At 68.0% G+C, this 22,668-nt stretch carries 21 protein-coding genes; 10 read left to right on the forward strand and 11 right to left on the reverse strand.

All coding sequences use genetic code 11. The features are described 5' to 3' along the window. The 7 genes from ACU0BR_RS04120 to ACU0BR_RS04150 form a co-directional block, all read left to right on the forward strand. A partial coding sequence (locus tag ACU0BR_RS04120; protein ID WP_446155580.1) for a M24 family metallopeptidase occupies nt 1-1,099 on the forward strand: 1,099 nt, incomplete at its 5' end. Then, complete coding sequence (locus ACU0BR_RS04125) at nt 1,093-2,100, forward strand: ABC transporter permease subunit (protein ID WP_446155581.1); 1,008 nt, start codon at nt 1,093-1,095, stop codon at nt 2,098-2,100. The genes ACU0BR_RS04120 and ACU0BR_RS04125, both read left to right, overlap by 7 nt. Next, nucleotides 2,100-3,008, forward strand: coding sequence for an ABC transporter permease subunit (locus tag ACU0BR_RS04130; RefSeq protein WP_446155582.1), 909 nt, complete (start codon nt 2,100-2,102; stop codon nt 3,006-3,008). The genes ACU0BR_RS04125 and ACU0BR_RS04130 overlap by 1 nt, the downstream gene beginning before the upstream one ends. Before the next feature lies 1 nt (nt 3,009). Further along, nucleotides 3,010-3,987, forward strand: a complete 978-nt coding sequence (locus tag ACU0BR_RS04135; RefSeq protein WP_446155583.1) for an ABC transporter ATP-binding protein — start codon at nt 3,010-3,012, stop codon at nt 3,985-3,987. After that, complete coding sequence (locus tag ACU0BR_RS04140) at nt 3,984-5,000, forward strand: ABC transporter ATP-binding protein (protein ID WP_446155584.1); 1,017 nt, start codon at nt 3,984-3,986, stop codon at nt 4,998-5,000. The genes ACU0BR_RS04135 and ACU0BR_RS04140 overlap by 4 nt, the downstream gene beginning before the upstream one ends. 22 nt (nt 5,001-5,022) lie before the next feature. Continuing rightward, nucleotides 5,023-6,021: a lysylphosphatidylglycerol synthase transmembrane domain-containing protein gene (locus tag ACU0BR_RS04145; protein ID WP_446155585.1), complete on the forward strand. Its 999-nt coding sequence runs from the start codon at nt 5,023-5,025 to the stop codon at nt 6,019-6,021. A gap of 47 nt (nt 6,022-6,068) precedes the next feature. After that, on the forward strand, nt 6,069-6,398 hold the full coding sequence (locus tag ACU0BR_RS04150; RefSeq protein WP_446155586.1) for a TfoX/Sxy family protein: 330 nt from the start codon (nt 6,069-6,071) through the stop codon (nt 6,396-6,398). Nucleotides 6,399-6,400: 2 nt separating this feature from the next. On the opposite strand, the gene ACU0BR_RS04155 is transcribed toward ACU0BR_RS04150, so the two are convergent. From ACU0BR_RS04155 to ACU0BR_RS04165, 3 genes are all read right to left on the reverse strand, one after another. After that, nucleotides 6,401-7,666, reverse strand: a complete 1,266-nt coding sequence (locus ACU0BR_RS04155) for a lytic murein transglycosylase (protein ID WP_446155587.1) — start codon at nt 7,664-7,666, stop codon at nt 6,401-6,403. A 202-nt stretch (nt 7,667-7,868) separates the two neighbouring features. After that, entirely contained in the window at nt 7,869-8,963 is a 1,095-nt protein-coding gene (locus tag ACU0BR_RS04160) for a ParB/RepB/Spo0J family partition protein (RefSeq protein ID WP_446155588.1), read from the reverse strand. Beyond that, nucleotides 8,941-10,347: an AAA family ATPase gene (locus ACU0BR_RS04165; protein WP_446155589.1), complete on the reverse strand. Its 1,407-nt coding sequence runs from the start codon at nt 10,345-10,347 to the stop codon at nt 8,941-8,943. Before ACU0BR_RS04165 ends, ACU0BR_RS04160 begins: the two co-directional genes overlap by 23 nt. Before the next feature lie 578 nt (nt 10,348-10,925). On the opposite strand from ACU0BR_RS04165, the gene ACU0BR_RS04170 reads away from it, so the two are divergent. Continuing rightward, entirely contained in the window at nt 10,926-12,266 is a 1,341-nt protein-coding gene (locus ACU0BR_RS04170) for a replication initiation protein (protein ID WP_446155590.1), read from the forward strand. 25 nt (nt 12,267-12,291) lie between these two features. On the opposite strand, the gene ACU0BR_RS04175 is transcribed toward ACU0BR_RS04170, so the two are convergent. After that, nucleotides 12,292-13,818 (reverse strand): MDR family MFS transporter, encoded by a 1,527-nt coding sequence (locus ACU0BR_RS04175; protein WP_446155591.1) that lies wholly within the window; start codon nt 13,816-13,818, stop codon nt 12,292-12,294. A 177-nt stretch (nt 13,819-13,995) separates the two neighbouring features. On the opposite strand from ACU0BR_RS04175, the gene ACU0BR_RS04180 reads away from it, so the two are divergent. Together ACU0BR_RS04180 and ACU0BR_RS04185 are read left to right on the forward strand one after the other, a co-directional pair. Then, complete coding sequence (locus ACU0BR_RS04180; RefSeq protein ID WP_446155592.1) at nt 13,996-14,562, forward strand: MarR family winged helix-turn-helix transcriptional regulator; 567 nt, start codon at nt 13,996-13,998, stop codon at nt 14,560-14,562. Between the two features lie 151 nt (nt 14,563-14,713). Then, complete coding sequence (locus tag ACU0BR_RS04185) at nt 14,714-15,895, forward strand: CaiB/BaiF CoA transferase family protein (protein WP_446155593.1); 1,182 nt, start codon at nt 14,714-14,716, stop codon at nt 15,893-15,895. Nucleotides 15,896-15,944: 49 nt separating this feature from the next. Here ACU0BR_RS04185 and ACU0BR_RS04190 read toward each other — a convergent pair whose 3' ends face one another. From ACU0BR_RS04190 to ACU0BR_RS04220, 7 genes are all read right to left on the reverse strand, one after another. Continuing rightward, complete coding sequence (locus ACU0BR_RS04190) at nt 15,945-16,640, reverse strand: fumarylacetoacetate hydrolase family protein (protein ID WP_446155594.1); 696 nt, start codon at nt 16,638-16,640, stop codon at nt 15,945-15,947. 85 nt (nt 16,641-16,725) lie between these two features. Beyond that, complete coding sequence (locus ACU0BR_RS04195) at nt 16,726-17,205, reverse strand: RES family NAD+ phosphorylase (RefSeq protein ID WP_446155595.1); 480 nt, start codon at nt 17,203-17,205, stop codon at nt 16,726-16,728. After that, complete coding sequence (locus ACU0BR_RS04200; protein WP_446155596.1) at nt 17,205-17,645, reverse strand: antitoxin Xre/MbcA/ParS toxin-binding domain-containing protein; 441 nt, start codon at nt 17,643-17,645, stop codon at nt 17,205-17,207. The genes ACU0BR_RS04195 and ACU0BR_RS04200 overlap by 1 nt, the downstream gene beginning before the upstream one ends. Before the next feature lie 135 nt (nt 17,646-17,780). Beyond that, nucleotides 17,781-19,742: a TRAP transporter permease gene (locus tag ACU0BR_RS04205; RefSeq protein WP_446155597.1), complete on the reverse strand. Its 1,962-nt coding sequence runs from the start codon at nt 19,740-19,742 to the stop codon at nt 17,781-17,783. Further along, nucleotides 19,739-20,755, reverse strand: coding sequence for a TAXI family TRAP transporter solute-binding subunit (locus ACU0BR_RS04210; protein ID WP_446155598.1), 1,017 nt, complete (start codon nt 20,753-20,755; stop codon nt 19,739-19,741). Before ACU0BR_RS04210 ends, ACU0BR_RS04205 begins: the two co-directional genes overlap by 4 nt. A 291-nt stretch (nt 20,756-21,046) precedes the next feature. Further along, nucleotides 21,047-21,574 (reverse strand): MarR family winged helix-turn-helix transcriptional regulator, encoded by a 528-nt coding sequence (locus tag ACU0BR_RS04215; RefSeq protein WP_446155599.1) that lies wholly within the window; start codon nt 21,572-21,574, stop codon nt 21,047-21,049. A 150-nt stretch (nt 21,575-21,724) separates the two neighbouring features. Beyond that, on the reverse strand, nt 21,725-22,666 hold the full coding sequence (locus tag ACU0BR_RS04220) for a hypothetical protein (RefSeq protein WP_446155600.1): 942 nt from the start codon (nt 22,664-22,666) through the stop codon (nt 21,725-21,727). Between the last annotated feature and the right edge of the window lie 2 nt (nt 22,667-22,668).

The raw sequence follows: 22,668 nt of genomic DNA on the forward strand, positions 1-22,668 counted from the left end.
CGACCGTTTCGCCGAACTGCGCGCCCTGGCCACGCATTTGCAGGTGGACGCCGTGGCGCTGGTGCCGGGCCCGAATTTCACCCGCGCGGTGGGCCGCGCCTTTGGCAGCAACGAACGGCCCTTCGTGCTGATCGTGCCGCGCCAGGGCCCGCCCGCCGCCATCGTGCCCAACCTTGAACTTGCGTCCTGGGCGGGCGTCGGCATCGAGGGCGCGGTCTTCGACTGGCGCGATCAGGATGGATATCAGCCCGCCTTCGAGGCGCTGGCGCGCCAGCTGCCGCTCGGTAGTGTCGCGGTCGAAGGCCAGGTGATGCGCGTCTTTGTGCATCACGCGTTCAAGGCCGCCCTGCCCCAATGCCGCATCATCGACGCCGAGGCCGCGATTTCGGGTCTGCGCGTGATCAAGACGCCGGGCGATCTGGCCGCGATGCAGGCCGCCATCGACATTTCCGAACGCGCGCTGGCCCGCGTGCTGGATGGCGTGCGCGCAGGCCAAAGCGAAAAGGCCGTGGAACAGGCCCTCGTGCAGGCCCTTTTCGCCGAAGGTGCCGACGATCTGGCCTTTCCACCCATCGTCGCCGCCGCCGCCAATTCCGCCGAGCCCCACGCCCATGCCCGCGCCGATTATGCGCTGCAGCCCGGCGATCCGCTGTTGCTGGATTTCGGCGCGCGCAAGGACGGCTTTGCCGCCGACATCACCCGCACGGTTTTCGTGGGCCACGCCACCGACGAGGGGCGCGCCGTCTACGACACGGTGCTGCGCGCCAATCTGGCCGGGCACGCGGTGACCCGCGCGGGCGTCACCGCGCATCAGATCGACGACGCGGTGACGGCGGTGCTGGAGGCCTCGGCCCATGCCGACCGCATCCGCACCAAGACCGGCCACGGGCTGGGCCGCGACGTGCATGAGGCCCCCTACATCATGCGCGGCAACCATGTGCCGCTGGCCGCGGGCACGGTATTCACCAACGAGCCGGGATTGTACCAGGTCGGCGCCTTTGGCGTGCGGATCGAAGACGACATCCTGGTCACAGACACGGGCTGTCGCAGCCTGACGCAATTTCCCAAGGAGCTGACAGTGGTAGGCAGTACATGCTGAAATACGTACTTTCCCGGCTGGCGACCTTTCTGCCGACCTTTTTCGGGGTCACGCTGATTTCCTTCGCCTTCATCCGCGTGTTGCCGGGCGATCCGATCATCGTGATGGCGGGCGAACGCGGGCTCAGCCAGGAACGCTATGACGCGCTGGTCAAGCAGTTCGGCTTCGACCGGTCGATCCTGGTGCAATACTGGGATTACCTCAGCGGCGTCGTGCAGGGCGATCTCGGGATCTCCTTCGTGACCAAACGCCCGGTGTGGGATGAATTCTTCGCGCTGTTCCCCGCGACGCTGGAGCTGTCGATCTGCGCGATGATCTTCGCCGTGCTGCTGGGGCTGCCGGCGGGCGTGATCGCCGCCGTCAACCGCGGCAAGTTCTTCGACCGGGCGCTGATGTCGACGGCGCTGGTGGGCTATTCGATGCCGATCTTCTGGTGGGCGCTGCTGCTGATCATCGTGTTCTCGGGCAACCTGGGCTGGACCCCGGTATCGGGGCGGATCGACCTGATCTATTACTTCCCCAACCCGACCGGATTCATGCTGTGGGATGCGCTCGTCTCGGGGCAGAGCGGCGCGTTCATATCGGCGGTGCGCCACCTCATCCTGCCCACCATCGTGCTGGGCACCATCCCGCTGGCCGTGATCGCGCGCCAGACGCGTTCCGCCATGCTGGAGGTGCTGGGCGAGGATTACATCCGCACCGCCCGCGCCAAGGGCCTGCCGCCGGGGCGCATCAACGGGCTGCACGCGCTGCGCAACGCGCTGATCCCGGTGATCACGGTGATCGGCCTGTCGGTGGGCACGCTGCTGGCGGGCGCCATCCTGACAGAGACGATCTTTTCCTGGCCGGGCATCGGCAAATGGATGGTCGATTCAATCTTTCGCAGGGATTATCCGGTGGTTCAGGGCGGGCTGCTGTTGATCGCGGTCATGGTGATGATCGTCAATCTGACCGTTGATGTGCTCTACGGCCTCATCAACCCGAAAATCAGGAAACGCTGATGGATCAGTCTCTTAGCGACGAAGTCGAGCTTCAGGTACAGGAACGTCCCGGCCGCCTGCGCGAATTCTGGTTCTATTTCCGCGAAAACCGCGGCGCGGTCTTCGGGCTGTGGATCTTTGCGGCCTTTGTCTTTGTCGCGCTGTTCGCGCCGCTGATCGCGCCCTATGACCCGACAGTGCAGTTCCGCGCCGCCACGCTGCAACCGCCGGTCTGGCAGGCGGGCGGCAGCTGGGACCACATCCTGGGCACCGACCCGCTGGGCCGGGACATGCTGTCGCGGCTGCTGAACGGGGCGCGCTATTCGTTCTACGTGGGCATCGTGGTGGTCGCGGTCGCGGCCTCGGGGGGCATCCTGCTGGGGCTGCTGGCGGGGTTTTCGCCGAAATGGGTCGACACGATCATCATGCGGCTGATGGACGTGATCCTGGCCTTCCCCTCGCTGCTGCTGGCGCTGGTGCTGGTGGCGATCCTGGGCCCGTCGCTGACCAATGCGATGATCGCCATCGCCATCGTGCTGCAACCCCATTACGTGCGCCTGACCCGCGCCAGCGTGCTGGGCGAGATGAACAAGGATTACGTCACCTCCGCGCGCGTGGCGGGCGCGGGCCTGTGGCGCTTGATGTTCGTGACCGTCCTGCCCAACTGTCTGGCACCGATCATCGTGCAGGGGGCGCTGTCGTTTTCGACCGCCATCCTGGATGCCGCCGCGCTGGGGTTTCTGGGCATGGGCGCGCAGCCGCCGACGCCCGAATGGGGCACCATGCTGGCCGAGGCGCGCGAATTCATCCTGCGCGCCTGGTGGGTGGTCACCCTGCCCGGTCTGGCCATCCTGGTCACGGTGCTCGCGATCAACCTGATGGGCGACGGGCTGCGCGACGCCTTCGATCCGAAACTGAAGCGGAGCTGACATGAGCCTTCTGACCATCCGCAACCTTTCCGTCGATTTCGCCACCACGGGCGGCAAGTTCCGCGCCGTCGATCAGGTGGATCTGGATGTCGACGCCGGCGACGTGCACGCCATCGTGGGCGAATCCGGTTCGGGCAAATCGGTGTCGATGCTGGCGATGATGGGGCTGTTGCCCTGGACGGCCACCGTGACCGCCGATGAGATGACATTCGACGGGCACGACCTGTTGACCATGTCGCCCCGCGCGCGGCGCAAGATCGTGGGCAACGACCTGGCGATGATCTTTCAGGAACCGATGTCGTCGCTGAACCCCTGCTTTACCGTGGGATTCCAGGTCAAGGAGGCGCTGCGCATCCATCTGGGCATGGGCCGCAAGGAGCGCGACGCCCGCGCCGAGGAGCTGTTCGAGCAGGTCGGCATCGCCGCCCCGCGCAAACGGCTGAACGCCTTTCCGCATCAGCTGTCGGGGGGCATGAACCAGCGCGTGATGATCGCCATCGCCATCGCCTGCCGCCCCAAGCTGTTGATCGCGGATGAGCCGACGACCGCGCTCGATGTGACGATCCAGGCGCAGATCCTCGATCTGCTGCTGGAGCTGCGGCGCGACACCGGCATGGGGCTGATCCTGATCACCCATGACATGGGCGTGGTGGCCGAAACCGCGCGCCGCGTCGGCGTGCATTACGCAGGCCAGAAGGTCGAGGAACAGCCGGTGGAGAGCCTGTTTTCAAGCCCCCACCACCCCTATACCGCCGCCCTTCTGGCCGCCCTGCCCGAACGCGCGACCGACCGCCGCCTGCCCGCGATTCCGGGCGTGGTGCCGGGCCAGTTCGACCGTCCGGCCGGGTGCCTGTTTTCGCCGCGCTGCAAGTTCGCCGACGACAAATGCCGCCGCGTGCCGCCGCCGCCGCTGGGCCCGGATCTGGGCCATGCACGGTGCCACTATCCCCTCAACACCGACGAAAGGCTGGCCTCATGAGCGCCGACGCCGCCTCCCCCGATGCCCCCGCAGCCCCCGGTCCCGCGACCGATGCGCGCCCCGAGGCGCCCGTCGCCGTCGCCCGAGGTCTGACGCGTCATTACCGGATCAAGGAGGGCCTGCTGTCGGCCCCCCAGACCGTGCGCGCCCTGTCGGATCTGGATTTCACCCTGCGCCCCGGCAAGACCCTGGCCGTCGTGGGCGAATCGGGATGCGGGAAATCAACGCTGGCGCGACTGGTCACGATGATCGAGCCGCCGACCCGCGGTGCGCTGGAACTGGGCGGCAAGCCCGCCACCCCCGACCAGTGGACGGAGCTGCGCGGCGCGGTGCAGATCGTGTTCCAGGACCCCTACGGCTCGCTCAACCCGCGCCAGCACATCGGCACGATCCTGGCCGAACCGCTCAAGATCAACCGCCCCGAACTGAGCCGCGCCGAACGTGACGAGAAGGCACGCGAGATGCTCAAGCTGGTCGGCCTGCGCCCCGAGCATTTCGACCGCTACCCGCATATGTTTTCCGGCGGCCAGCGCCAGCGCATCGCCATCGGCCGCGCGCTCATGATGAACCCGGCCGTTCTGGTGCTGGATGAGCCGGTCTCTGCGCTTGATGTGTCGATCCAGAGCTCGATTCTGAACCTGCTGCTGGATCTGCAGGAAAAATTCGACCTGGCCTATCTGTTCATCAGCCACGACCTGTCCGTGGTGCGCCATGTGGCCGACGACATCATCGTGATGTACCTGGGCCGCGCCGTGGAAACCGGCAGCAAGCAGGACGTCTTTGCCGCGCCCAAACATCCCTATACCAAGGCCCTGCTGTCGGCGACGCCGCGCGCCGACCCCAGCGGACGGCGCGACCGCATCAAGCTGGAGGGCGAGCTGCCCTCGCCGCTCGACGATCTGCCGGGCTGCCCCTTCGCGCCGCGCTGCTGGAAGGCACAGCCCACCTGCCTGGAAAAACGCCCCGAGCTGATGGGCGAGGCGCATAAGGCCGCCTGTTACTTCCCTGAATAGGGCGGCCCCCCGCGGGAAATCGATGCGCCGCTGGCTGCTGCCGCTGCTGGGCGCGGCGGTCTCGCTTGTGCTCCTCTTCACGCTTTACCGCGGCCTTGATCTGCCGCGGTTCCTGTCGGCGCTGCGGCAGGCGGACCTGCTATGGATCGCGATGCTTGCGCTGTTCATCCTGCTGGAACAGGGAATGAACGGCTGGAAATGGCGGCAGATTCTGCATGACGTGAAGCCGGTGCGCAGCCTGCGCCTGACCGGCGCGATGTTGGCGGGCTATGGCGCCAACGTGCTGGTGCCGCTGGGCATCAGCCCGCTGGTCCGGTCGTGGCTGATCGCTCGGACCGAGGGGCTGGCAATGAGCACGGTGCTGACCACGACCGTGATCGCGCGTTTCGTCGACGGGGCGGTCTTCGCGCTGTTTGCGGGGCTGGTCGCGCTGTCGGGGCAGGTGCCGCACGTCGCGGGCGAGCTGGAACTAGGGCTCGGTCTCGCGGGGGCGCTGAACCTGCTGCTTTTCGGCGGGTTGCTTTGGGGCATCTTTCGGTTCCGCACGGTTTTCGGAAAGGGCGCCACGCGGCCCGGGCGTGGTTTCGACCGCGTGGCGGGGTGGCTGCGCACCGATGGCCCAGCTTTACGCAGCGCGCTCTGCGAGGGTGCCGTCTGGCCCGCGGCGCGCCATCGCAGGGCCTTTGTGCTGCTTGGCGCGCTGGGAGCCAAGCTGATTGCCGCCACGCATTATTTCTGGGCCGGTCTGGCCGTGGGTGTGGTGCTGGCGCCGTTCGACTATCTGTTCCTGATGGTCTTTGCGGGCTTTGCGCTGGTGCTGTCGCGCTTTATCCGGGTGCCGGGCGGTTTCGTGATCGGTTCGGCCTTTGCTTTCAATCTTCTGGGCGTGCCCGAGGAACAAGCGCTCTTGATGATTCTCTTCAATTATATACTCTCGATTCTGGTTGTCGTGGGCGGTGGGCTTTTCGTTCTGGGACGATCGGGTATCGACATCAGGAAGATGCGCGCAGAGGCTCGTTAGAGGCCCCGACCAAGCCGCCGCGCGACATGATCGGCAGGAAATTTCGCATGGCCTATGACAAGGGGCTGTCCTTACGTATCGCCGACACGCTGGAGGATCTGACAGACGCCACCCCCCAGCAGATGATGGGTGCGATGGTCTATATGGTCGGCGGGCATATGTGCTGCGGAGTATCAGGCGATTGCCTGATGGTGCGCGTCGGGGCCGATGGCCAGCAGGATGCGCTTTCCTACCCCCACACGCGGCCGCTGGATCTGGGCGGGCGCAGCCCCAAGGGGTTCATACTGGTCGAACCCGAAGGCTGTGCCGGGGAAGACGACCTGCTGGCATGGCTACGGCTGGGCCTGGACCATGTCGCGACGCTGCCGCCGAAATAGGATCAACCCAGGCTGGCCAGCAGCGCCCGGGACGCCTGCCCGGTAACCGGCAGGCCGCGCGACTGCTGATAGGCGCTGATCGCCGCCTGGCTTTTCGAGCCCAGCACGCCATCGGTGCCGCCGGTATCGAACCCGGCCTGCGTCAGCCGCGCCTGAAGCCGCTTTCGGTCGGCCAGCGTCATGCCCTGCGCGTCGGGCGGAAAGGCGGCGCGTAGCGGCGGGCGGCCCTTCAACCTGTCCGACAGGTGGCCAATTCCGATCACATAGCTTTCGGCATTGTTATAGCGCGAGATCACCGTGAAGTTGCGGAACACCATGAACGCAGGCCCCGGCAGGCCCGAGGGCACGAGGATCGACGCCGCGCCATGATCGGGCACGGTCCCGCCATCCACCGCGCGCACGCCTTTCGCCGACCAGCTGGCGACGGGGCGTTTCACCTTGCGGCCCGTCTGAGTCAGATCGAAGCCCTGCGGCAGGCGCACCTCCACCCCCCAGGGCTGCCCGCGCCGCCAGCCCGCGCGCGCCAGGTAGGACGCGGTCGAGGCGAGCGCGTCGGTCGGATCCTCCGACCAGATGTCGCGTCGGCCGTCGCCGCGAAAATCGACGGCGTAGGCTTCATACGACGTAGGGATGAACTGCGTGTGGCCCATCGCGCCCGCCCAGCTGCCGGTCATCCGGTCGGGGGTGATGTCGCCATTTTGCAGGATACGCAGGGCCGCCAGCAACTGCTTTTCGAAAAACGCACCACGCCGCCCGTCAAACGCCAGCGTCGACAGGGCCGAGATCACCGGCACGTTGCCGCGCCGGGCGCCATAGCGGCTTTCCAGGCCCCAGATCGCAGTGACGACGGCCTTGTCGACGCCGAATTTCGCCTCGACCGCCGACAGGGTGGCGGCATGGCGCGACAGCATCGCCCGCCCGGTGGCGATACGCTCATCAGAGGCGGCGATCGCCAGGTAATCCTCCAGCGAGCGGGTAAATTCCGTCTGATTGCGGTCGCGCTCCACCACATCGGGCAGGTAACCCGCGTCGCGAAACGCCCGCTCGATCACTTGGGCGGAGATGCCCTTTGCCGCCGCCCTGCCCCGGAATTTCGCCACCCAGGCGGAATACGCCGCGTTGGGCACCGCGCGCATCCGCTCCTCGACGAAGGGCGCGGCCGGGCTGCGTGAGAAGGCCTCGGCACGGAACCCGCCGCGCGATCTGCCGCAACCCGTCAGCCCCGCCGCCAGAAATGAAAAGGTGAATATCCGCCGATCCAAGCGCATCTGCCCTGCCCCACTCATTGCCTGCCCGTGCCCTGTATCGGGCGTTATATCGGGCGTTGTCGCCCACAGTGCCGCGCCACATGCGCGCAGGCAAGAACTGGTTTTCATCCGCTGCCCCGATCATGCGGGTTTCCGCCTGAGCTGCCCCAAACTGAACTGCCCGAAGGTTTCGCACGCGAAACCCCCTGCCCCCGGCGCGACCTCAGCGCTCGAGCAGCTGGCGCAGCTGGTCCATCAGGCCCTCGACCTCGGCGTCGGTCATTTCCGCGCCCTCCAGCCGGATCGCATGGCCGCGCGCGTCGCGCTCATGCCGCAGCGTGAGCCCGCCCGGCAGATCGACCACCGCGCCCCCGCCCTGCCGCGCCGCGCTGCGCGGGCGGCCGCCACGTTCGGCCACGCGGGGCACCGCGTCGGCGCGACGCAGGATCGGCTCCATCACCTTCCACTCGGCTTCGGCATCCTCGGGGCGCGCATCGGCCAGCGCACGGCGCAGATCCTCGGTCAGCCCCGCGCGCAATGCCCCCGCCAGGCGCAGCCCGGCGCGTTCGCTCAGCGCCTGCGGAAAGGCCAGCAAATCGCCCAGCTGCGCATGCACCGACGCAAAGGAGCGCAGCTTTGAGCGCTTAGCCTTGGACCCCGCGGCAAACAGCGTGTCGATCGCCTCCTCCACCGAAGCGAAGGCACCCTGTTCCGCAGCCAGCACCGCGATGCGCCCGCGCTCGAACTGGCTCAGGCCGGAACGGATCTCGTTTTCCTCGACCATCGCGGCAATGGCGCGCGGTACGCTGCCGGGGTCGCGGATCAGCGCGCGGATCGTGGCGAAATCGGCGCGGCCGGTGATCGAGTGCAAGGCGCGCACCGCCGCCAGCCGCCGATATCCCGACAGCAGCCCGAACCGCGCCCCGTCGGAGGTCGGGTCGGGCAGGGCGAACACCTCGATCGGCATCCGCAGACCACTGGACAGGATGGAGGTCTTGAGTTCCTCCATCTCTTCGGGATTGAGCGTCATGCGATCGCGCGACAGCTCATCCGCATGGATCGCCGCCAGCGGGATCTCGGTGACCAGCAGGCCGCGTTCTTCCGCCGTGCGCAGCCGCTCGGCGTCGTGGCCGTCGCGGGCGGCGCGGGCGCGCTCCTCGACCGAACCGGCGGGCCCCAGCGCCGCGGATTCCCCCGCGACCGATGCAATGGGCATCCGCACCCCCAGGGGATCGCGCAGAGTTTCGCGCGCGAAACCTTCCTCGATGTCGCGCAGCGCCTCGGCGCTCGGGGCCTCAAGCTGTCTGCGTTTCGCCATTTTCATCGTCCTTCTGCTGCATCGCCAGATCGCGCCACCAGGCACCGATCAGGATTTCCTTCACCTCCGCATAGGTGCGGTCGAAGGCTTCCCGGCCGCGCGAATAGGTCTCGCGGTTGAAATCGCGGTAATCGGCTTCGTAGATGCCGTTCACCTGTTCGCCCGCCTGCCCGACGAGCGCGGTGAAATCCTGCCGGTAGGTGGTCATGAAATCCCCGAAATAGGCCTGGATGACGTTGGCGAGGTTGGTCTGCTGATTGGCGTCGAACCGGGTGATGATGGCGCGCACCACATCCCATTCGAACTTGACCTCGGGCAAACCCTGCCTGCGGCGGGTCGCGTTCTCGCCCTCCTCGATCGAGGCGAAGGTGGAATAGAGCATGTCGAAAAACCGCCCCGTCGAGTCGAATTCCAGGAACGACGCGCCCAGCGGCACCAACAGGATATCGGCCGCCGCCAGCGCGTTGATCGTCAGATACCCCAGGGCAGGGGGCGTATCGAGCAGGATGATGTCGTAATCGTCAAGCGGCCCTTCGGTGGTCAGGAAATTGGTCAGCGCATCCCACAGCGGCCAGCCGCGCAGCCCCATACGCCAGACCGGCACCTGAAACTCGGCCCAGTAAAGGTTCAGCTGCGCACCGATCAGGTCGATATTGGGCCAATGGGTTTTCTGGATCACGTCCGCGGCGGAAATCCCGAGCGATTCGGTGAGGGTCTCGTCAAGGGGCAGGGGGCCTTCGCCCCGTGCCTCGCGCACCGTGTTCTCGGCCTGAACGCAGCGGGCATAATCCTTGGCGAAAAAGGGAAAAATCGTCTTCCACTCATCTGCGACCTTGCCGCCTAGGATCGAGGTCATCGACCCCTGACTGTCCAGGTCGATCACCAACACCTTATACCCGTCCAGCGCCGCCGACATCGCCAGATGCGCCGCGGTCGAGGTCTTGCCGACGCCGCCCTTGAAATTCGCCACCGCGATCACCTTCGCGGGCAGACCCTCGGGCCGGTAGGGCTTGTATTCCTTGCTGGACACCCCTTCCTGGGCGAAGTGCTCGCGCAGCATCAGCACCTCCTCGAAGCTGAACCACTTCGATCCGCCTTCGCCGATGCCCTGCGGCAGGTCGGGGACCTGCTTGAGCACACGTCGCAGATGCGCGGGGGCCACGGGAATCAGATAACGGCAGATCTCCCAGGTGGAAAACTTGCGCAGGTGCTTTTCACCATCGGGGGCGTAGCCCCGCTTGGCCAGATCGCTGCGCCCGCGTTCGGCGAAGGCCGCAGCTTTCGCGAATCGCGCGGTATCGATACTCTCCCCCAGTTTCCGTGCCGCGGCTTCGGGATCCAGGTTGAAATAGGGCGGAATCGGCGTGTCCGGCTTTTTGTTCATGTACGTGCTGCCCGTGCCATGTGAGATATTTTCCTGTGTATCGGAAGAAATATCACACATCACGCGGATAATGTGAATTGAGAATCCGCTCTGAGGTCGTTTCACCGAGTTTCGCCGCGAAACCTGCCTGAATGACCCGAAAAAAGAAACAACGGCAGCCTGTATAGCTGTAAGAATCTTTAGGATTTTTAGAATCTTTACGCAGAAATAATACTTCCGTATCAACGCGTTGAACGCGGTATGGGACCTGGATACAGGCTGAAAGGGACCCTTTTGCAGGGTCATGGGAACCCGTTTGCAGGGGCAGGGGGACCGATTCGCGGGCGCGGGGGAACCCGTCCGCAGGGGCCTGGAAAAGGGCGCCGCGCCGCGTGATTCGCCTCAAAAACCCCTCCGGAGCGTAAATCCACCGCGCGCTGATCCCGGCCTTTGCGCAACAGGGCGCGGGGGCGTGGTATAGGTACCCGTCTTCGGGAGGCGCCGCGACGGTGCAGAGGTACCCGACGCAGACTTGAAAGCGGGTCCGTAATCTGCGACCCTCGCAGCAACCCCGGCAGCAGACCGGACAAGGGCGCCGCATGAGCCGCAAGGCCCGGTCGCCGTCAGGAGAGCACAGCGTGGCCAGGCAGCAAAAAATCACCGCCGACATCCCCCAGGACAAGTTGACCGGCGCGCTCAAGCGCAGTTCGGTGCGCAAGAATGTGGCGGCGATCCATGTGTCGGGCAAGCTGACCCTGCTGCAGCGCAAGCTGTCCAATGTGCTGCTGCTGAACGCCTATGACACGCTGGTCACGCGCAACCGGCACAGCATCGACGCGCGCACGCTCTGTCTGATGATCGGCTATAACTCCAACGACATGGAGACGCTGAAACAGTCTCTGCGCAGCCTCGCGGAGACGCTTGCCGAATGGGACATGCTCGACGACAAGGGGCGGCAGGAATGGGGGGTTTCGGCGCTTTTGTCCTATGCCAAGCTCAGCGGGGGCGTATGCGAATACGCCTATTCGCCCGCGCTGGCCGAAAAGCTGCACGATCCCAAGGTTTTCGCGCTGATCAACCTGAACATCCAGCGGCGGTTCACCAGCGGCCATGCGCTGGCGCTTTACGAAAACTGCTTCCGCTTCGTGCGGACGGGCAGCACGGGGTGGTGGCCGATCGACCTGTTCCGGCGGCTGATGGGCGTCGACGGAAGCGCCTATTACGAGAGCTACAAGCATCTGAACGCCAAGATCATCAAACCCGCCGTGGCCGAGGTGAACAAGACCTCGAACATCCAGCTGACGCCCGAGGTGCGCAAGCAGGGCAGGGCGGTCAGCGAGATCCGGTTCCGGATCAAGGAAAACCCGCAGCTGGCCATGTTCGACATCGACGATCAGGAGGGCGTGCGCCAAAGCGGGACCTATACGCGGCTGGTGTCGCTGGGGGTCAGCGACCGGCTGGCGCGGCAGTGGATCGCCGAACATGGCGATGACTATGTCACCGAGAAACTGAACTACGTCGCCGCGCAAAAGGATGTGGAAAGCCCGGTCCGATATCTTTCTGCGGCTCTGAAGCAGGATTTTTCGTCCGATTCCCCGCCCGCCGCCCCGCCCGCGCCGGCGGCGCTGGCGGCAGCCGCCGCGCGCAGGCGCGCCGAGGAAGAGGCCGCGCGACCCGCGCAGGAGCGCGAGGCGCGCATCGCCGCGATCAGGCGCGCCCGCGCCGCGCGCATGGAGCGTGTGCGAGAAGTAGTCGCCACGCGCAACCCGACGCAGCGCGACGCCGACAAGCGCCTGTTCCTGTCGGGGCTCGACAACGATCTGGACCGCGAGGATTTCGCGCGGCTGGGCTGGGGATCGGCGCTCAACGCGCGGGCGATCTTTGCCTTCTGGCTGGATCTGGTCCCGGGTATCTTCGACGACCTGCCCGATGAGGCCTAGCGCGCGACCCGCGCCGCGCGGCCGGTCAGGTCTGGGGTTCCAGCTCCGCGCGGGGGCGCAGCACGGTGGAAAGCGGCAATTCGCGCAGCAACGTGGACACCAGGCAGCCGGTCGCCGCCAGCACCGCGGCGGTCACGAAAATCGGATGCAGCGCGCCGGAAAACGCATCCAGCACGGGCTGCCGGGCGGATGCGGGCAGTTGCGCCAGCGCGCGCACGTCAAGCGAGCCCAACCCGCCGGTGACGCCTTCGGGCAGGGCGCCGGTCATGCGCGCGCCCATCCCGGCGGAAAACATGGCGCCGAAGACCGCGGTGCCGAGCGAGCCGCCGATCAGCCGGAACATGTTGGCGCTGGCCGTGCCCACGCCGAGGTTTTCGACCGGCACGGCGTTCTGTATCGCGGCGACGCCGACGCTGAGCACCGGGCCGATGCCCAGCCCCACCACCAGAAGATAGGCCGACACCTGCCACAGCGCCGTCGCGGCGCTGAGCGTCGAGAGCGCCAGCATCCCCAGCGCCAACACCCCCGTGGACAGGATCGGCAGCAGCTTGTAGCGCCCGGTGCGCGTCATGTGGCGTCCGGCCATGAACGACCCGCCGATCAGCCCGACCATCATCGGCAGCAGGAACAGGCCCGAGGTCGCGGGGCTGACGGCCTTGACCACCTGTAGATAGAGCGGCAGGAAAGTGATCGCGCCGAACATCGCGGTGCCCACCATGAAGCCGACCGTGTTGACCACCAGGAAGGTGTTGTTGGCAAAGAGCGACAGCGGCAGGATCGGTTCCGCCGCGCGGCTCTCGACCAGGGCGAAACCCGCCGCGCTGGCCAGCGACAGCCCGATCAGCGCCAGCACCGGCGCCGATGCCCAGTCGAAGACCGTGCCGCCGACGCTCGACAGCATCACCGCGGACGACAGGAATGCCGTCAGCAGCACCGCGCCCATGTAGTCGATGCTGTGCCGCTTTTGATCGCGGCGCGGCTCCAGCGCGTAGCCCAGCACCAGCAGCGCCAGCAGCCCGATCGGCAGGTTGACGAAAAAGATCCAGTGCCAGCTGAGCTGCTGCACGATAAAGCCGCCGATCAGCGGGCCCACGATGGTGGAAATGCCGAACACGCCGCCCAGCAGCCCCTGCGCCCGGCCCCTTTGGCGCGCGGGAAGCACGTCGGCCACCACCGCCATGCACACCACGATCAGCCCGCCGGCGCCAAGCCCCTGAACCGCGCGGCCCGCCACGATGACGGCCATGTCGCCCGCCAGCCCCGCCAGAACGGACCCGGCAAGGAACACCGCGATCCCGGATTGCAGCACGATCTTGCGCCCGAACATGTCGCCCAGCTTGCCGCAGATCGGCGCGCTGACGGTCGAGGCCAGCAGATAGGCCGTGATGACCCAGGTGATATGATCCAGCCCGTCGAGATCGCCCACGATCGTGGGCAGAGCGGTGGACACGATCGTCTGCCCCAGCGAGGCCAGGAACAGCACGGTCGCCACGGAGGAAAGCACCAGCCGAACCGATGGCTGCCGCGGCGCGGGTTGTGTTGAGCTCTGCATATATGGGTATCCGGGTCGAAATGGAGAATTTCGGTTGTCGCTGGCATATATCTGCCTTAGACAAATACATGTCAACGTCATGTAAACTGGAACCCGCAATTGCACGAAGACAAAGACAGAGCCGATGACGGAGGCCCGCGCGGCAGCGGCAGCGCCGACGTCGGCGCCGGAGCCGTGATGCGCGATGAGCCCCTCCGGCAGACGCTGATCGCGTCGGGCCTGGCGGCCGAGGTCGCGGCCGACGCGCTGGAAATCGATGCCACCATGCAGCGCTGGCGCCGCCGAGTGGTCAAACGCGGCGTGGAACGCGAGGCGCTGCGCGCGCTGAGCGACCCGGCCGCGCGCGATCTGGATGTGCCCAAGCTCGACGTGCTGACCGCCATTCTGGCGCCACGGATCGAATTCGGACCCTGCGACACGGGCGAGACGATGGTATCGACCGTCGCCGCGCGTCTCGGCATAGACCCGTCGCGCGCCAGCCGTCTGGTCAGCGAGCTGATAGAGGCAGGCTTTGCCCGACGCGCCGTCAGCCAGCGCGACGCCCGCCGCACGATTGTGGAGCTGACCGCACGCGGGCAGGATGTGGTGCGAGAGGTGCGCGTCTTCAAGCTGGGGTTGCTGGGGCGGCACCTGTCCGGCTGGACGGCCGAGGAGCGTCGCCTGTTCCTGCCGCTTCTCGAACGGCTCAGCGCCTGGTCGGACCCCTTCGTGACGGCTGAGGGAGAGGGCGCGCCGCCCGCCTGAAAAGGCCACGCCCGCCACGCCCACGCCGGTTTTCCCGCGCGCTGCGGCGTGGTAGCTATCGCCACACCACCTGCATCCCCAGCGAAGCCCCAGTGAAAGGCCATGCGATGACTCCAGTTTCCGCGCCCATCCCGATGCGGGCACGTCGCGCATGATCCGGCCGCTGGACGGGATCACCGTGGTCGCGCTGGAACATGCGATCGCCGCGCCTTTCTGTACCCGGCAGCTGGCCGATCTGGGCGCGCGCGTCATCAAGATCGAGCGCCCCGGCACCGGGGATTTCGCCCGCGGCTACGACCGGCGGGTGCGTGGGCTGGCGTCGCATTTCGTCTGGACCAACAGGTCCAAGGAAAGCCTGACGCTGGATCTGAAACACCCGCGCGCGGCGGCGGTGCTGTCCCGGCTGATGGCGCGCGCCGATGTGGTGGTGCAGAACCTCGCCCCCGGCGCGGCGGCGCGGCTGGGTGTCAGCCACGCGGCGCTGTCGGCCGACAATCCGGGGCTGATCCTGTGCAACATCTCGGGCTATGGCGCCGATGGGCCGGATCATCTGCGCAAGGCCTACGATCTGCTGATCCAGGCGGAGGCGGGGTTTCTGTCGATCACCGGCACGCCCGAGACCCCCAGCAAGGCGGGCATTTCCGTCGCGGACATCGCGGCGGGCATGTATGCCTATACCAACGTGCTGGCGGCGCTGATCCAGCGCGGGCGAACGGGCAGGGGGGCCAATATCGACGTCTCCATGCTGGAGGCGCTGGCCGAATGGATGAGCTTTCCGATGTATTACGCCTTCGACGGCGCGCCGCCGCCCGCGCGCAGCGGTGCGGGTCATGCCACGATCGCGCCCTACGGGCCTTTTCCGGCGGGCGACGGCGATGTGATCCTGCTGGGGTTGCAGAACGAACGCGAATGGCTGTCGTTCTGCCGAAACGTGCTTGAGACGCCGGCGCTGGCGCAGGATGCGCGCTTCGCCAGCAATGCGCTGCGCTCGGAAAACCGCGCCCCGCTCGAGGTGTTGATCGCCGCCGGTCTGGCGGAAATGACCGGCGCGCAGGCGATCGCGCGGCTGGATGCGGCGGGCATCGCCAATGCGCGGATGAACGACATGGCCGGGCTATGGGATCATCCCCAGTTGAAGGCACGCGATCGCTGGCGCCACGTCGACACCCCCGAAGGGCCGATCCCCGCGATGCTGCCGCCCGGCGGCAGCGCCGATTACGCCCCGCGCATGGACCCGGTGCCCGCCCTCGGCGCGCAGAGCGAGACCGTGCTGGCCGACCTGGGCTTTGCCGAGGGCGAGATTGCCGAAATGCGGGCCGAAGGCGTGATCTAGGGCCGCATCAGACCATCAGACCGGGCCATCGGGCCGCGCGGTCGGCTGCTCAGTCGCGCGGCCCGATGGTGGTGCGCACCTTGCCCACCCCCTCGATCTCGACGACGCATTGGTCGCCCGGCACCAGCGCGCCGACGCCCGCGGGCGTGCCCGTCATCACCAGATCGCCCGGTTGCAATGCCATGGATTGCGACAGGAAGGCGATGATTTCGGGCACGGACCAGATCTGATCGGCCAGATCGCCCTCCTGCCGCAGGGTGCCGTTGACGGTGGCGGTGATGCGCCCGCGCGCGGGATGGCCCAGATCGGCGGCGGGGCGCAGCGGCCCCACGACCGCCGAGCGGTCAAACCCCTTGCCCCAATCCCAGGGGCGGCCCATTTTCTTGGCCTCGCCCTGCAGGTCGCGCCGCGTCAGGTCATTGCCCGCGCCATAGCCCCAGACATGTTCCAGCGCCTCGGCCTGCGCGATGTCGCGCCCGCCGCGGCCGATGGCCACGACCAGCTCCGCCTCGTGGTGCAGATCCCGCGTCAGGGGCGGGTAGGCCACGGTCTGCGCGTCGTCGACGACGGCATCGGCGGGTTTGGTGAAGAAGAACGGCGGTTCCCGGTCGGGATCGCGCCCCATCTCACGCGTGTGGGCGGCATAGTTGCGCCCGACGCAAAAGATGCGCCGGACCGGAAAGCGGTCGTCGGTGTCTGCGACAGCGACCGAAGGCTGCGGCGGGGGGGCGATCACATGGGGCATTGCGGGCTCCTGGAGGAAAATGGCGGCGGCTGCGCCCTTTGTGCCCCGATGCGCGTCAGGAAGAAAGGGCGCCGGCGCGGCCGCCTCAGCCGAACAGCCGCGCATCCCAATGCACGGGCGTCTCCAGCCCCGGCCGGATGCTTGCGAAATCGGGGTGGGCGGTGTTCACGATCACATTGCGTTCGACGGGCGCGATGGCGCTGGGAACCAGCAACAGCGCCGAGCGCGCGCTTGCCGCCCAGTCGTGACCGAAGTCCGACGCGCCCGGCGAATCCGCGGCGCGCCAGTCGGGGGCCTGATGTTCGGCAAAGACCTCATAGCTGACGCCCGCCGGGATCTCGCAGCGCAGCGCGTGTTGGTTCGCGGGCAAGAGCCCGCCGAAATGGGCCAGCTTTTCCAGCATGGCGGTGGCGTAATGCTCGCTGGTGTAGATCACCGGATCGCCCGCGCGGTGCCAGCGCCCGGAATAGAGCCGCGCGCCGCCGTCGTCCCAGATCGCGAAACGCCCGTCGGGATCGCCGATGCGCCAGACGCTCATCGGGTGGGGCAGGCGGCGGTGCGTCATCAGGCGGCGAAACCCGCGTCTGCCCGGTTCAGCAGGTCGATCACCGCATCGGCCCCCGCCGAACTGGAGGTCGCGAGCGTGATCGGCGCCGCCCCGCCCAGCATCGCGTGGGGCTGTTCCAGAAATCGCATCGCGCGGTCCGCGTCGTCGCGGTAAAGGCGCAGCGCCAGCTGATAGACGCGGCCGAATTCATAGAGCTTCTCGCTTGTTTCCCGGCTGAGCGGTTTGCCCTGCCTGCGCACGCGGCGATAGGTGGCTTCGGGCAGGATGCGATAGAACGCCTGCGCGCCCAGCGAGCGGTGCACATGTTCGGCGGCCCTGACCGGCAGGCCGGTCGCGATGCAGCCCGCCAGGGCGACGCGGTCGCGGACCTTGTCCTCCATGCCCAAAAATCCGGCGATGCGCTGCGTTTCGGTGGTCTGGTGGCGCTGGGGCTGCATGGGGTCATCCTTCGGCTGGACGCGCGGCGCGCGTGGTACAGCGGCGCGCGGCGGGCGACGGCGGGAACGGGCGTCGATCACGTGATAGATATATAGCGATCACCTGGCGAAGTTGCAAGGGCTTGCGCCAAAGGCTCAGACGTCGCGCCGCGGGACGGCGCCGCCGATCCGGGGCCAGATCAGCCCCAGGATCGCAGCCATGCCCGCCAGGGCGACCGCCGGTTGCGGCGCCACGGCGGCGGCCGCGGCGACCGGCAACAGCAGGCGCGGCACCGGACGCGGCAAGGCGTTCAGCGGGCGCTGCCAGGCCCGGGATGATCGGCCCCCGGCGGGCGCCGCGCGCGCCGAAGGCCCCTCCACGGCGACGGCAAGGGCGATGGCGCCCGCAATCCCGCCGGCCAGCGCCAGTGCGATGGCCAGAGGCGTGCCCTGCAACAGCAGCGCCGGGTTCCAGACAAAGGCGAAAGGCAGCACGAACCCCACCGCCGCCAGCCGCATGGCCGCCAGCGCGATGGCGAAGGGGTCCTCCTCCGCGATCGTGGAGGCGGCCAGCGCGGCCACGGCGATAGGCGGCGTCGCCGCCGAGAGAATTGCGAAGTAAAGCAGGAACATATGCGATTGCAGCAGCGGATAGCCCAGCCGTTCCAGCGCCGGGGCGACCAGCGCGGCGGCCAGCACATAGGCGCTTGGCGTCGGCATTCCCAGCCCCAGGATCAGGGTGACAAGCGCCGCGATCAGCAGCGTGACCGGCGCCGTGCCGTCGCCAAGCAGCAGGATCATGCCCGCAGCTTTCATCCCCAGCCCGGTCATCGACAGCCCGCCGATCACCAGACCCGCCGCCGCGCAGGCGCCCGCGACCGGCAGGATGCGCAGCGTCGTCTCGCCCAGGCCGCGCAGGATGGCCCGCAGGCCGAGGCGCGCGCTCGGCGACAGCGCCGCCGATCCAATCAGCGCGGCCGTGCCCAGCCCCGCGGTGAAGCCCGGCGAATACCCCGCCAGCAGCGCGCCCAGCAAGACCAGGACCGGCAGAAGATAGAGGCGCCCCCCGCGCAGCACCGCCCGCGCGGAGGCGGGGGCATCGGCCCTTTCTGAGGCATCGCCCGCACGCAGATCGAGCCGGACCGCGCGCAGATGCACCTGCGCGAAGACCCCGACATAGTAAAGCAGCGCCGGCACCAGCGCGGCCGCGATCACCTGCCGGTAGGCCAGCCCGGTGTATTCCGCCAGGATGAAGGCGGCGGACCCCATGATCGGCGGCATCGCGCTGCCCCCGGTGGAGGCCGCGACCTCGACCGCGCCGGCAAAGCGGGCCGGATAGCCGAGCCTGCGCATCGCGGGAATGGTGATCGTGCCCGTCGCCACCACATCCGACGTCGGGCTGCCCGAGATCGTGCCGTAAAGCCCCGAGGAAACCACCGCCACCTTGGCCGGCCCGCCGCGGCTGCGCCCGGTCAGAAGCCGCGCGAGGTCGAGAAAGAAGTCGCTGCCCCCCGTCAGCCCCAGAAACGTGCCGAACATGACGAAGAGGAACACGTAGCTTGCCACCACCTGGATCGGCACGCCGAACAGCCCGTCGGTGGTGAAGACCAGAACATCCAGAAAATAGCCGTATTCCGTCACGCCATGCCCATAGGGCGGCGGCAGGTGCGCTCCGAAGAGATTGTAGGCGAGAAACAGCATCACGATCGCGGTCAGCCCGGCGCCCGCGCTGCGGCGCGTGGCCTCCAGCGTCAGGGCCAGCAGCAGGCTGCCGAAGGTCAGCTGCGGCGGGGTCAGCCGTTCCAGCAGGCTGATGCGGTAGGTGATCGCCTCGGCCTGGTGCAGGAAATAGGCGCCGCAGGCCAGCGCCAGAACCGACAGCACGACGTCATGCACCGGCACCCGGTCGGGTGCGCGCGGCGTCGCGCCGATCGCCACGAACAGCAGCGCATAGGCGCCGCAGACGAACAGGATGCCCAGCAGCAGCGGGTCGGTGATGGCGAAGAGGTTGGCATAGATCACCCAGACCGCGAAGGCCGCCGATGCCAGGATCAGCAGGCGTCGGCCCGGCGGCGAAAAGCTGCGTTTGCGGCCGGTGGCGACGAGCGATCCGATCACCTGAGCAGGCCTGCGTCCTCATAGGCGCGGCGCGCGCCGGGGTGGAAGTGCAATGCGCCGGGGCGGGCCAGCACCGCGGGCGTCAGCCGCGCCATAGACGGATGGACGCCGCGCAGGGCGTCGATCTGTGAGATCAGCCCCCGCGTCAGCGCGTAGACCGTGGCGTCGGGCAGGGCCTCGGGGGCGACCAGAACCGCGCCCAGCGACAGCGTCGGCACGTCGCGCGTCTGGCCCTCGTAGCTGCCTGCGGGGATGACGAAAGGGCGGGTGCCGAATTCCTCGTTGGTGGCGGCGATCACCGCGGCGGGCACGTCCAGCAGCGTCAGATCGACGTTCTGCTGTATCGTCCTGAGCGAGCTGTGCAGGATGAACACCGCGTTGGTCACCACGTCGATCCGCCCGTCGCGCATCAGCGTCGCCTGATCGCTGCCATCGGCGCGCACGATCCGGCCGCCGCGCGCCTCGAGGGCGCGGACACTCAGCCCCGCGTGTTCCAGCATCCTCAGCGCGACCAGCCCCGCGATGTTGCCGGGCCGGTTGACCCCCACGCGCAACGGCAGCTTGAGGCGGGCCAGATCGGCGATATCGTGAATATCCTGCTGCTCGGCCAGATCGCGGCGGATGAAGAAATGAACCGGCGCCCAGTCGTACATATACCCGATCGCGCGCAGCGTCGTGACCGGCGCGCGGAACGGCGGATCGCCGCGCAGCGCGAGCTTGAGCTCGGCGTCGTGGACCAGTCCCAGATCGGTGGCTCCGCGGTCCAGCAGCCCGATGTTGGCCAGCCCGCCGCCGGTCGCCTGATAGGTCACGACCGAGGCGGGGTTCTCGGCCTTCAGCGCCTGATCGATCCCCGCGCCCAGCAGCGACCAGAGGCCGCCGGGGCTGCCCCCCGACAGCGTCAGGGTCAGCGGTTGCGCCTGTGCGCTTTCCGCCTGTGCCCCCACCGCCTGCGCCCCGCCCATCGCGGCGAGGCCCAGCGTCGCCGCCGTAAATAGGGATGCAAGTTTCACTACGTCCTCCCTTGCCGACGTGGCGCGGACCCTTTCAGCCGCAGGTCTCGCCATCGGGCAGCCGAGGCCACCCGGAACCGCGGTTCACTCCCCCTGTCACCTGATGATAGCCCGCCCGACGGCGGAAACCCTGTTAAATCCAACACTCAGACACCTAATTTTATTCGAAGAACCATGGACCGGGGTGAAGGGCCGTCGCGAATCCGTCCGCAAGGCGCCGCGCGGGCCTCTTGGGCGGGGCGGGCAGGGGCGGGCGGGACAAGGCCTGCCTCAGCCTGTCAGATCTCCCGGTCAGATCTCCATCGCGCCGCGTGTGGGGGGCATCTTCATTCCCTTTTCGGCCGCGTCGACCTCGTCGCGTTCCAGATTCTCGATGATCGTCAGCAGGCCGTGGCGCAGGATCTGCTGTTCCTCCGCGCTCAGCCCGTTCACCGCGATGTCATTGGCCTCCAGCGCGAGGGGTTCGAGCTTTTCGCGCAGGCCCCGGCCATGTTCGGTCAGGAAAGCGTGCTGACGACGGTTGTTGCCGGGCAGATTGCGGCGCGTGATCAGCCCCTGCGTCGCCATCTTCAGCAGCGCGGTATGCGTGGTGGGTTCCGTCAGGCCGGAAAGGTGGCTGAGCTCACGCTGCGACAGGCCGTCGGCGTGCCACAGGATGCGCAGGAAAATCCACTGGCCAAAGGTGACGCCATGCTGCGACAGGCGGATCTGCAAGGCCCGGTTGAAGCCGCGCGCGGCCAGTCGGGTCAGTCGGGCCAGCCGTTCCTCCGTCAGGGCGGGAAAGGGCTGTCGGGGCTGTCGGGGGGGCGGGGATGCCATGGGCGATGTCTTTCTGCATTTGCGGCGCTAGAAATCGCAGATGTCTTAGCCCCCTGCCGTGTCTTTGGCAAATCCGCTGCGCGTGCCCGCGCCGATGTGCGGACCCCCCTGCTCGGCGTGGCCCGCCCATCTCCGCATCCCGCGGGCCCGCTATCGCAGCCCCCGGAACAGGCGCGGCAGGATCAGCGGGGTCAGGTACATCGGCACCTGGTACAGCCCGACGAACAGCAAAAGACGCGCCACCGTCTCGGGCGGCAGCGCCGCGAGGAACAACGCCAGATTGCGGTTCCCCGCCACGATGGCCAGCGCCGCCGCATGAGGGGCGGGCAGCGGGCCGCGGGGCCGCCGCCCGGCGCTGAAGGGCCGCAGGATCAGTGCGGGCGACAGGTTCAGCGCAAAGGCCAGCGCCAGCAGCCCCGGCAGCGACGGGTCCAGCGACAGCAGCGCGGGGCCCACGGCGGCCATCAGCCCGATCACCACCAGCGCCATTCCCAGTGCCATCAGCCCGTCGAGCAGCGGCGCCGCCCGCGCCGTGCTCAGCACCGGAAAGAGACGCCGGCCCAGCATCGCGAACCCGGCCGCCGCCGCGATCACCGAAAGCAGCCGGATCGCACCCGCCGCCACCTGCGCGTTGCCGTCGAACACCGGCAGCAGGGCGAAGACCGGCGCGGCGGTCAGCGGCAGCAGCGCCGTGCCCAGAACCAGCTGGCGCAGGGCGGTGGCGGGGTCGGCGCGCGCCATGATCGCCAGCCCCGGCGCCCCGGTGATGGGCGCGCCCGCCAGCACCAGCACCGCGCCGGTGCCCGCGATGCTGTGCAACAGACCCGCCGCGGCCAGCCCCCCGCCCGCGACGAGCGGCAGTACCAGTTGCAGCCCCACCGTCAGCGCCAGCGCCCGCGGCAGCGCGGCGCGCGCGGGAAAGGCCGCGCGCGGCCCGATCCGCAGCGCCGCCAGAAACAGCATGAAGGCGATCAGGGGCACGATGGTCTGCGCCATCGCCCGCGCCAGCGCGGGCTGCGCGATCCCCAGCAAAAGACCCGCGATCAGCAGCCAGCGCCCGTGGCGTGCGCAAAAGACCAGCAGCGGCGTCACCC

This window comes from Brevirhabdus sp. (assembly GCF_052826345.1).

Coding starts and splice junctions, on each gene's coding strand:
- ACU0BR_RS04170 (WP_446155590.1), top strand. CDS start 10,926: ATGAGCCGCAAGGCCCGGTCGCCGTCAGGAGAGCACAGCGTGGCCAGG.
- ACU0BR_RS04185 (WP_446155593.1), top strand. CDS start 14,714: ATGATCCGGCCGCTGGACGGGATCACCGTGGTCGCGCTGGAACATGCG.
- ACU0BR_RS04150 (WP_446155586.1), top strand. CDS start 6,069: ATGGCCTATGACAAGGGGCTGTCCTTACGTATCGCCGACACGCTGGAG.
- ACU0BR_RS04145 (WP_446155585.1), top strand. CDS start 5,023: ATGCGCCGCTGGCTGCTGCCGCTGCTGGGCGCGGCGGTCTCGCTTGTG.
- ACU0BR_RS04135 (WP_446155583.1), top strand. CDS start 3,010: ATGAGCCTTCTGACCATCCGCAACCTTTCCGTCGATTTCGCCACCACG.
- ACU0BR_RS04200 (WP_446155596.1), bottom strand. CDS start 17,645: ATGCAGCCCCAGCGCCACCAGACCACCGAAACGCAGCGCATCGCCGGA.
- ACU0BR_RS04195 (WP_446155595.1), bottom strand. CDS start 17,205: ATGACGCACCGCCGCCTGCCCCACCCGATGAGCGTCTGGCGCATCGGC.
- ACU0BR_RS04130 (WP_446155582.1), top strand. CDS start 2,100: ATGGATCAGTCTCTTAGCGACGAAGTCGAGCTTCAGGTACAGGAACGT.
- ACU0BR_RS04155 (WP_446155587.1), bottom strand. CDS start 7,666: ATGCGCTTGGATCGGCGGATATTCACCTTTTCATTTCTGGCGGCGGGG.
- ACU0BR_RS04125 (WP_446155581.1), top strand. CDS start 1,093: ATGCTGAAATACGTACTTTCCCGGCTGGCGACCTTTCTGCCGACCTTT.
- ACU0BR_RS04190 (WP_446155594.1), bottom strand. CDS start 16,640: ATGCCCCATGTGATCGCCCCCCCGCCGCAGCCTTCGGTCGCTGTCGCA.
- ACU0BR_RS04140 (WP_446155584.1), top strand. CDS start 3,984: ATGAGCGCCGACGCCGCCTCCCCCGATGCCCCCGCAGCCCCCGGTCCC.
- ACU0BR_RS04180 (WP_446155592.1), top strand. CDS start 13,996: ATGCGCGATGAGCCCCTCCGGCAGACGCTGATCGCGTCGGGCCTGGCG.
- ACU0BR_RS04215 (WP_446155599.1), bottom strand. CDS start 21,574: ATGGCATCCCCGCCCCCCCGACAGCCCCGACAGCCCTTTCCCGCCCTG.
- ACU0BR_RS04160 (WP_446155588.1), bottom strand. CDS start 8,963: ATGGCGAAACGCAGACAGCTTGAGGCCCCGAGCGCCGAGGCGCTGCGC.
- ACU0BR_RS04165 (WP_446155589.1), bottom strand. CDS start 10,347: ATGAACAAAAAGCCGGACACGCCGATTCCGCCCTATTTCAACCTGGAT.
- ACU0BR_RS04175 (WP_446155591.1), bottom strand. CDS start 13,818: ATGCAGAGCTCAACACAACCCGCGCCGCGGCAGCCATCGGTTCGGCTG.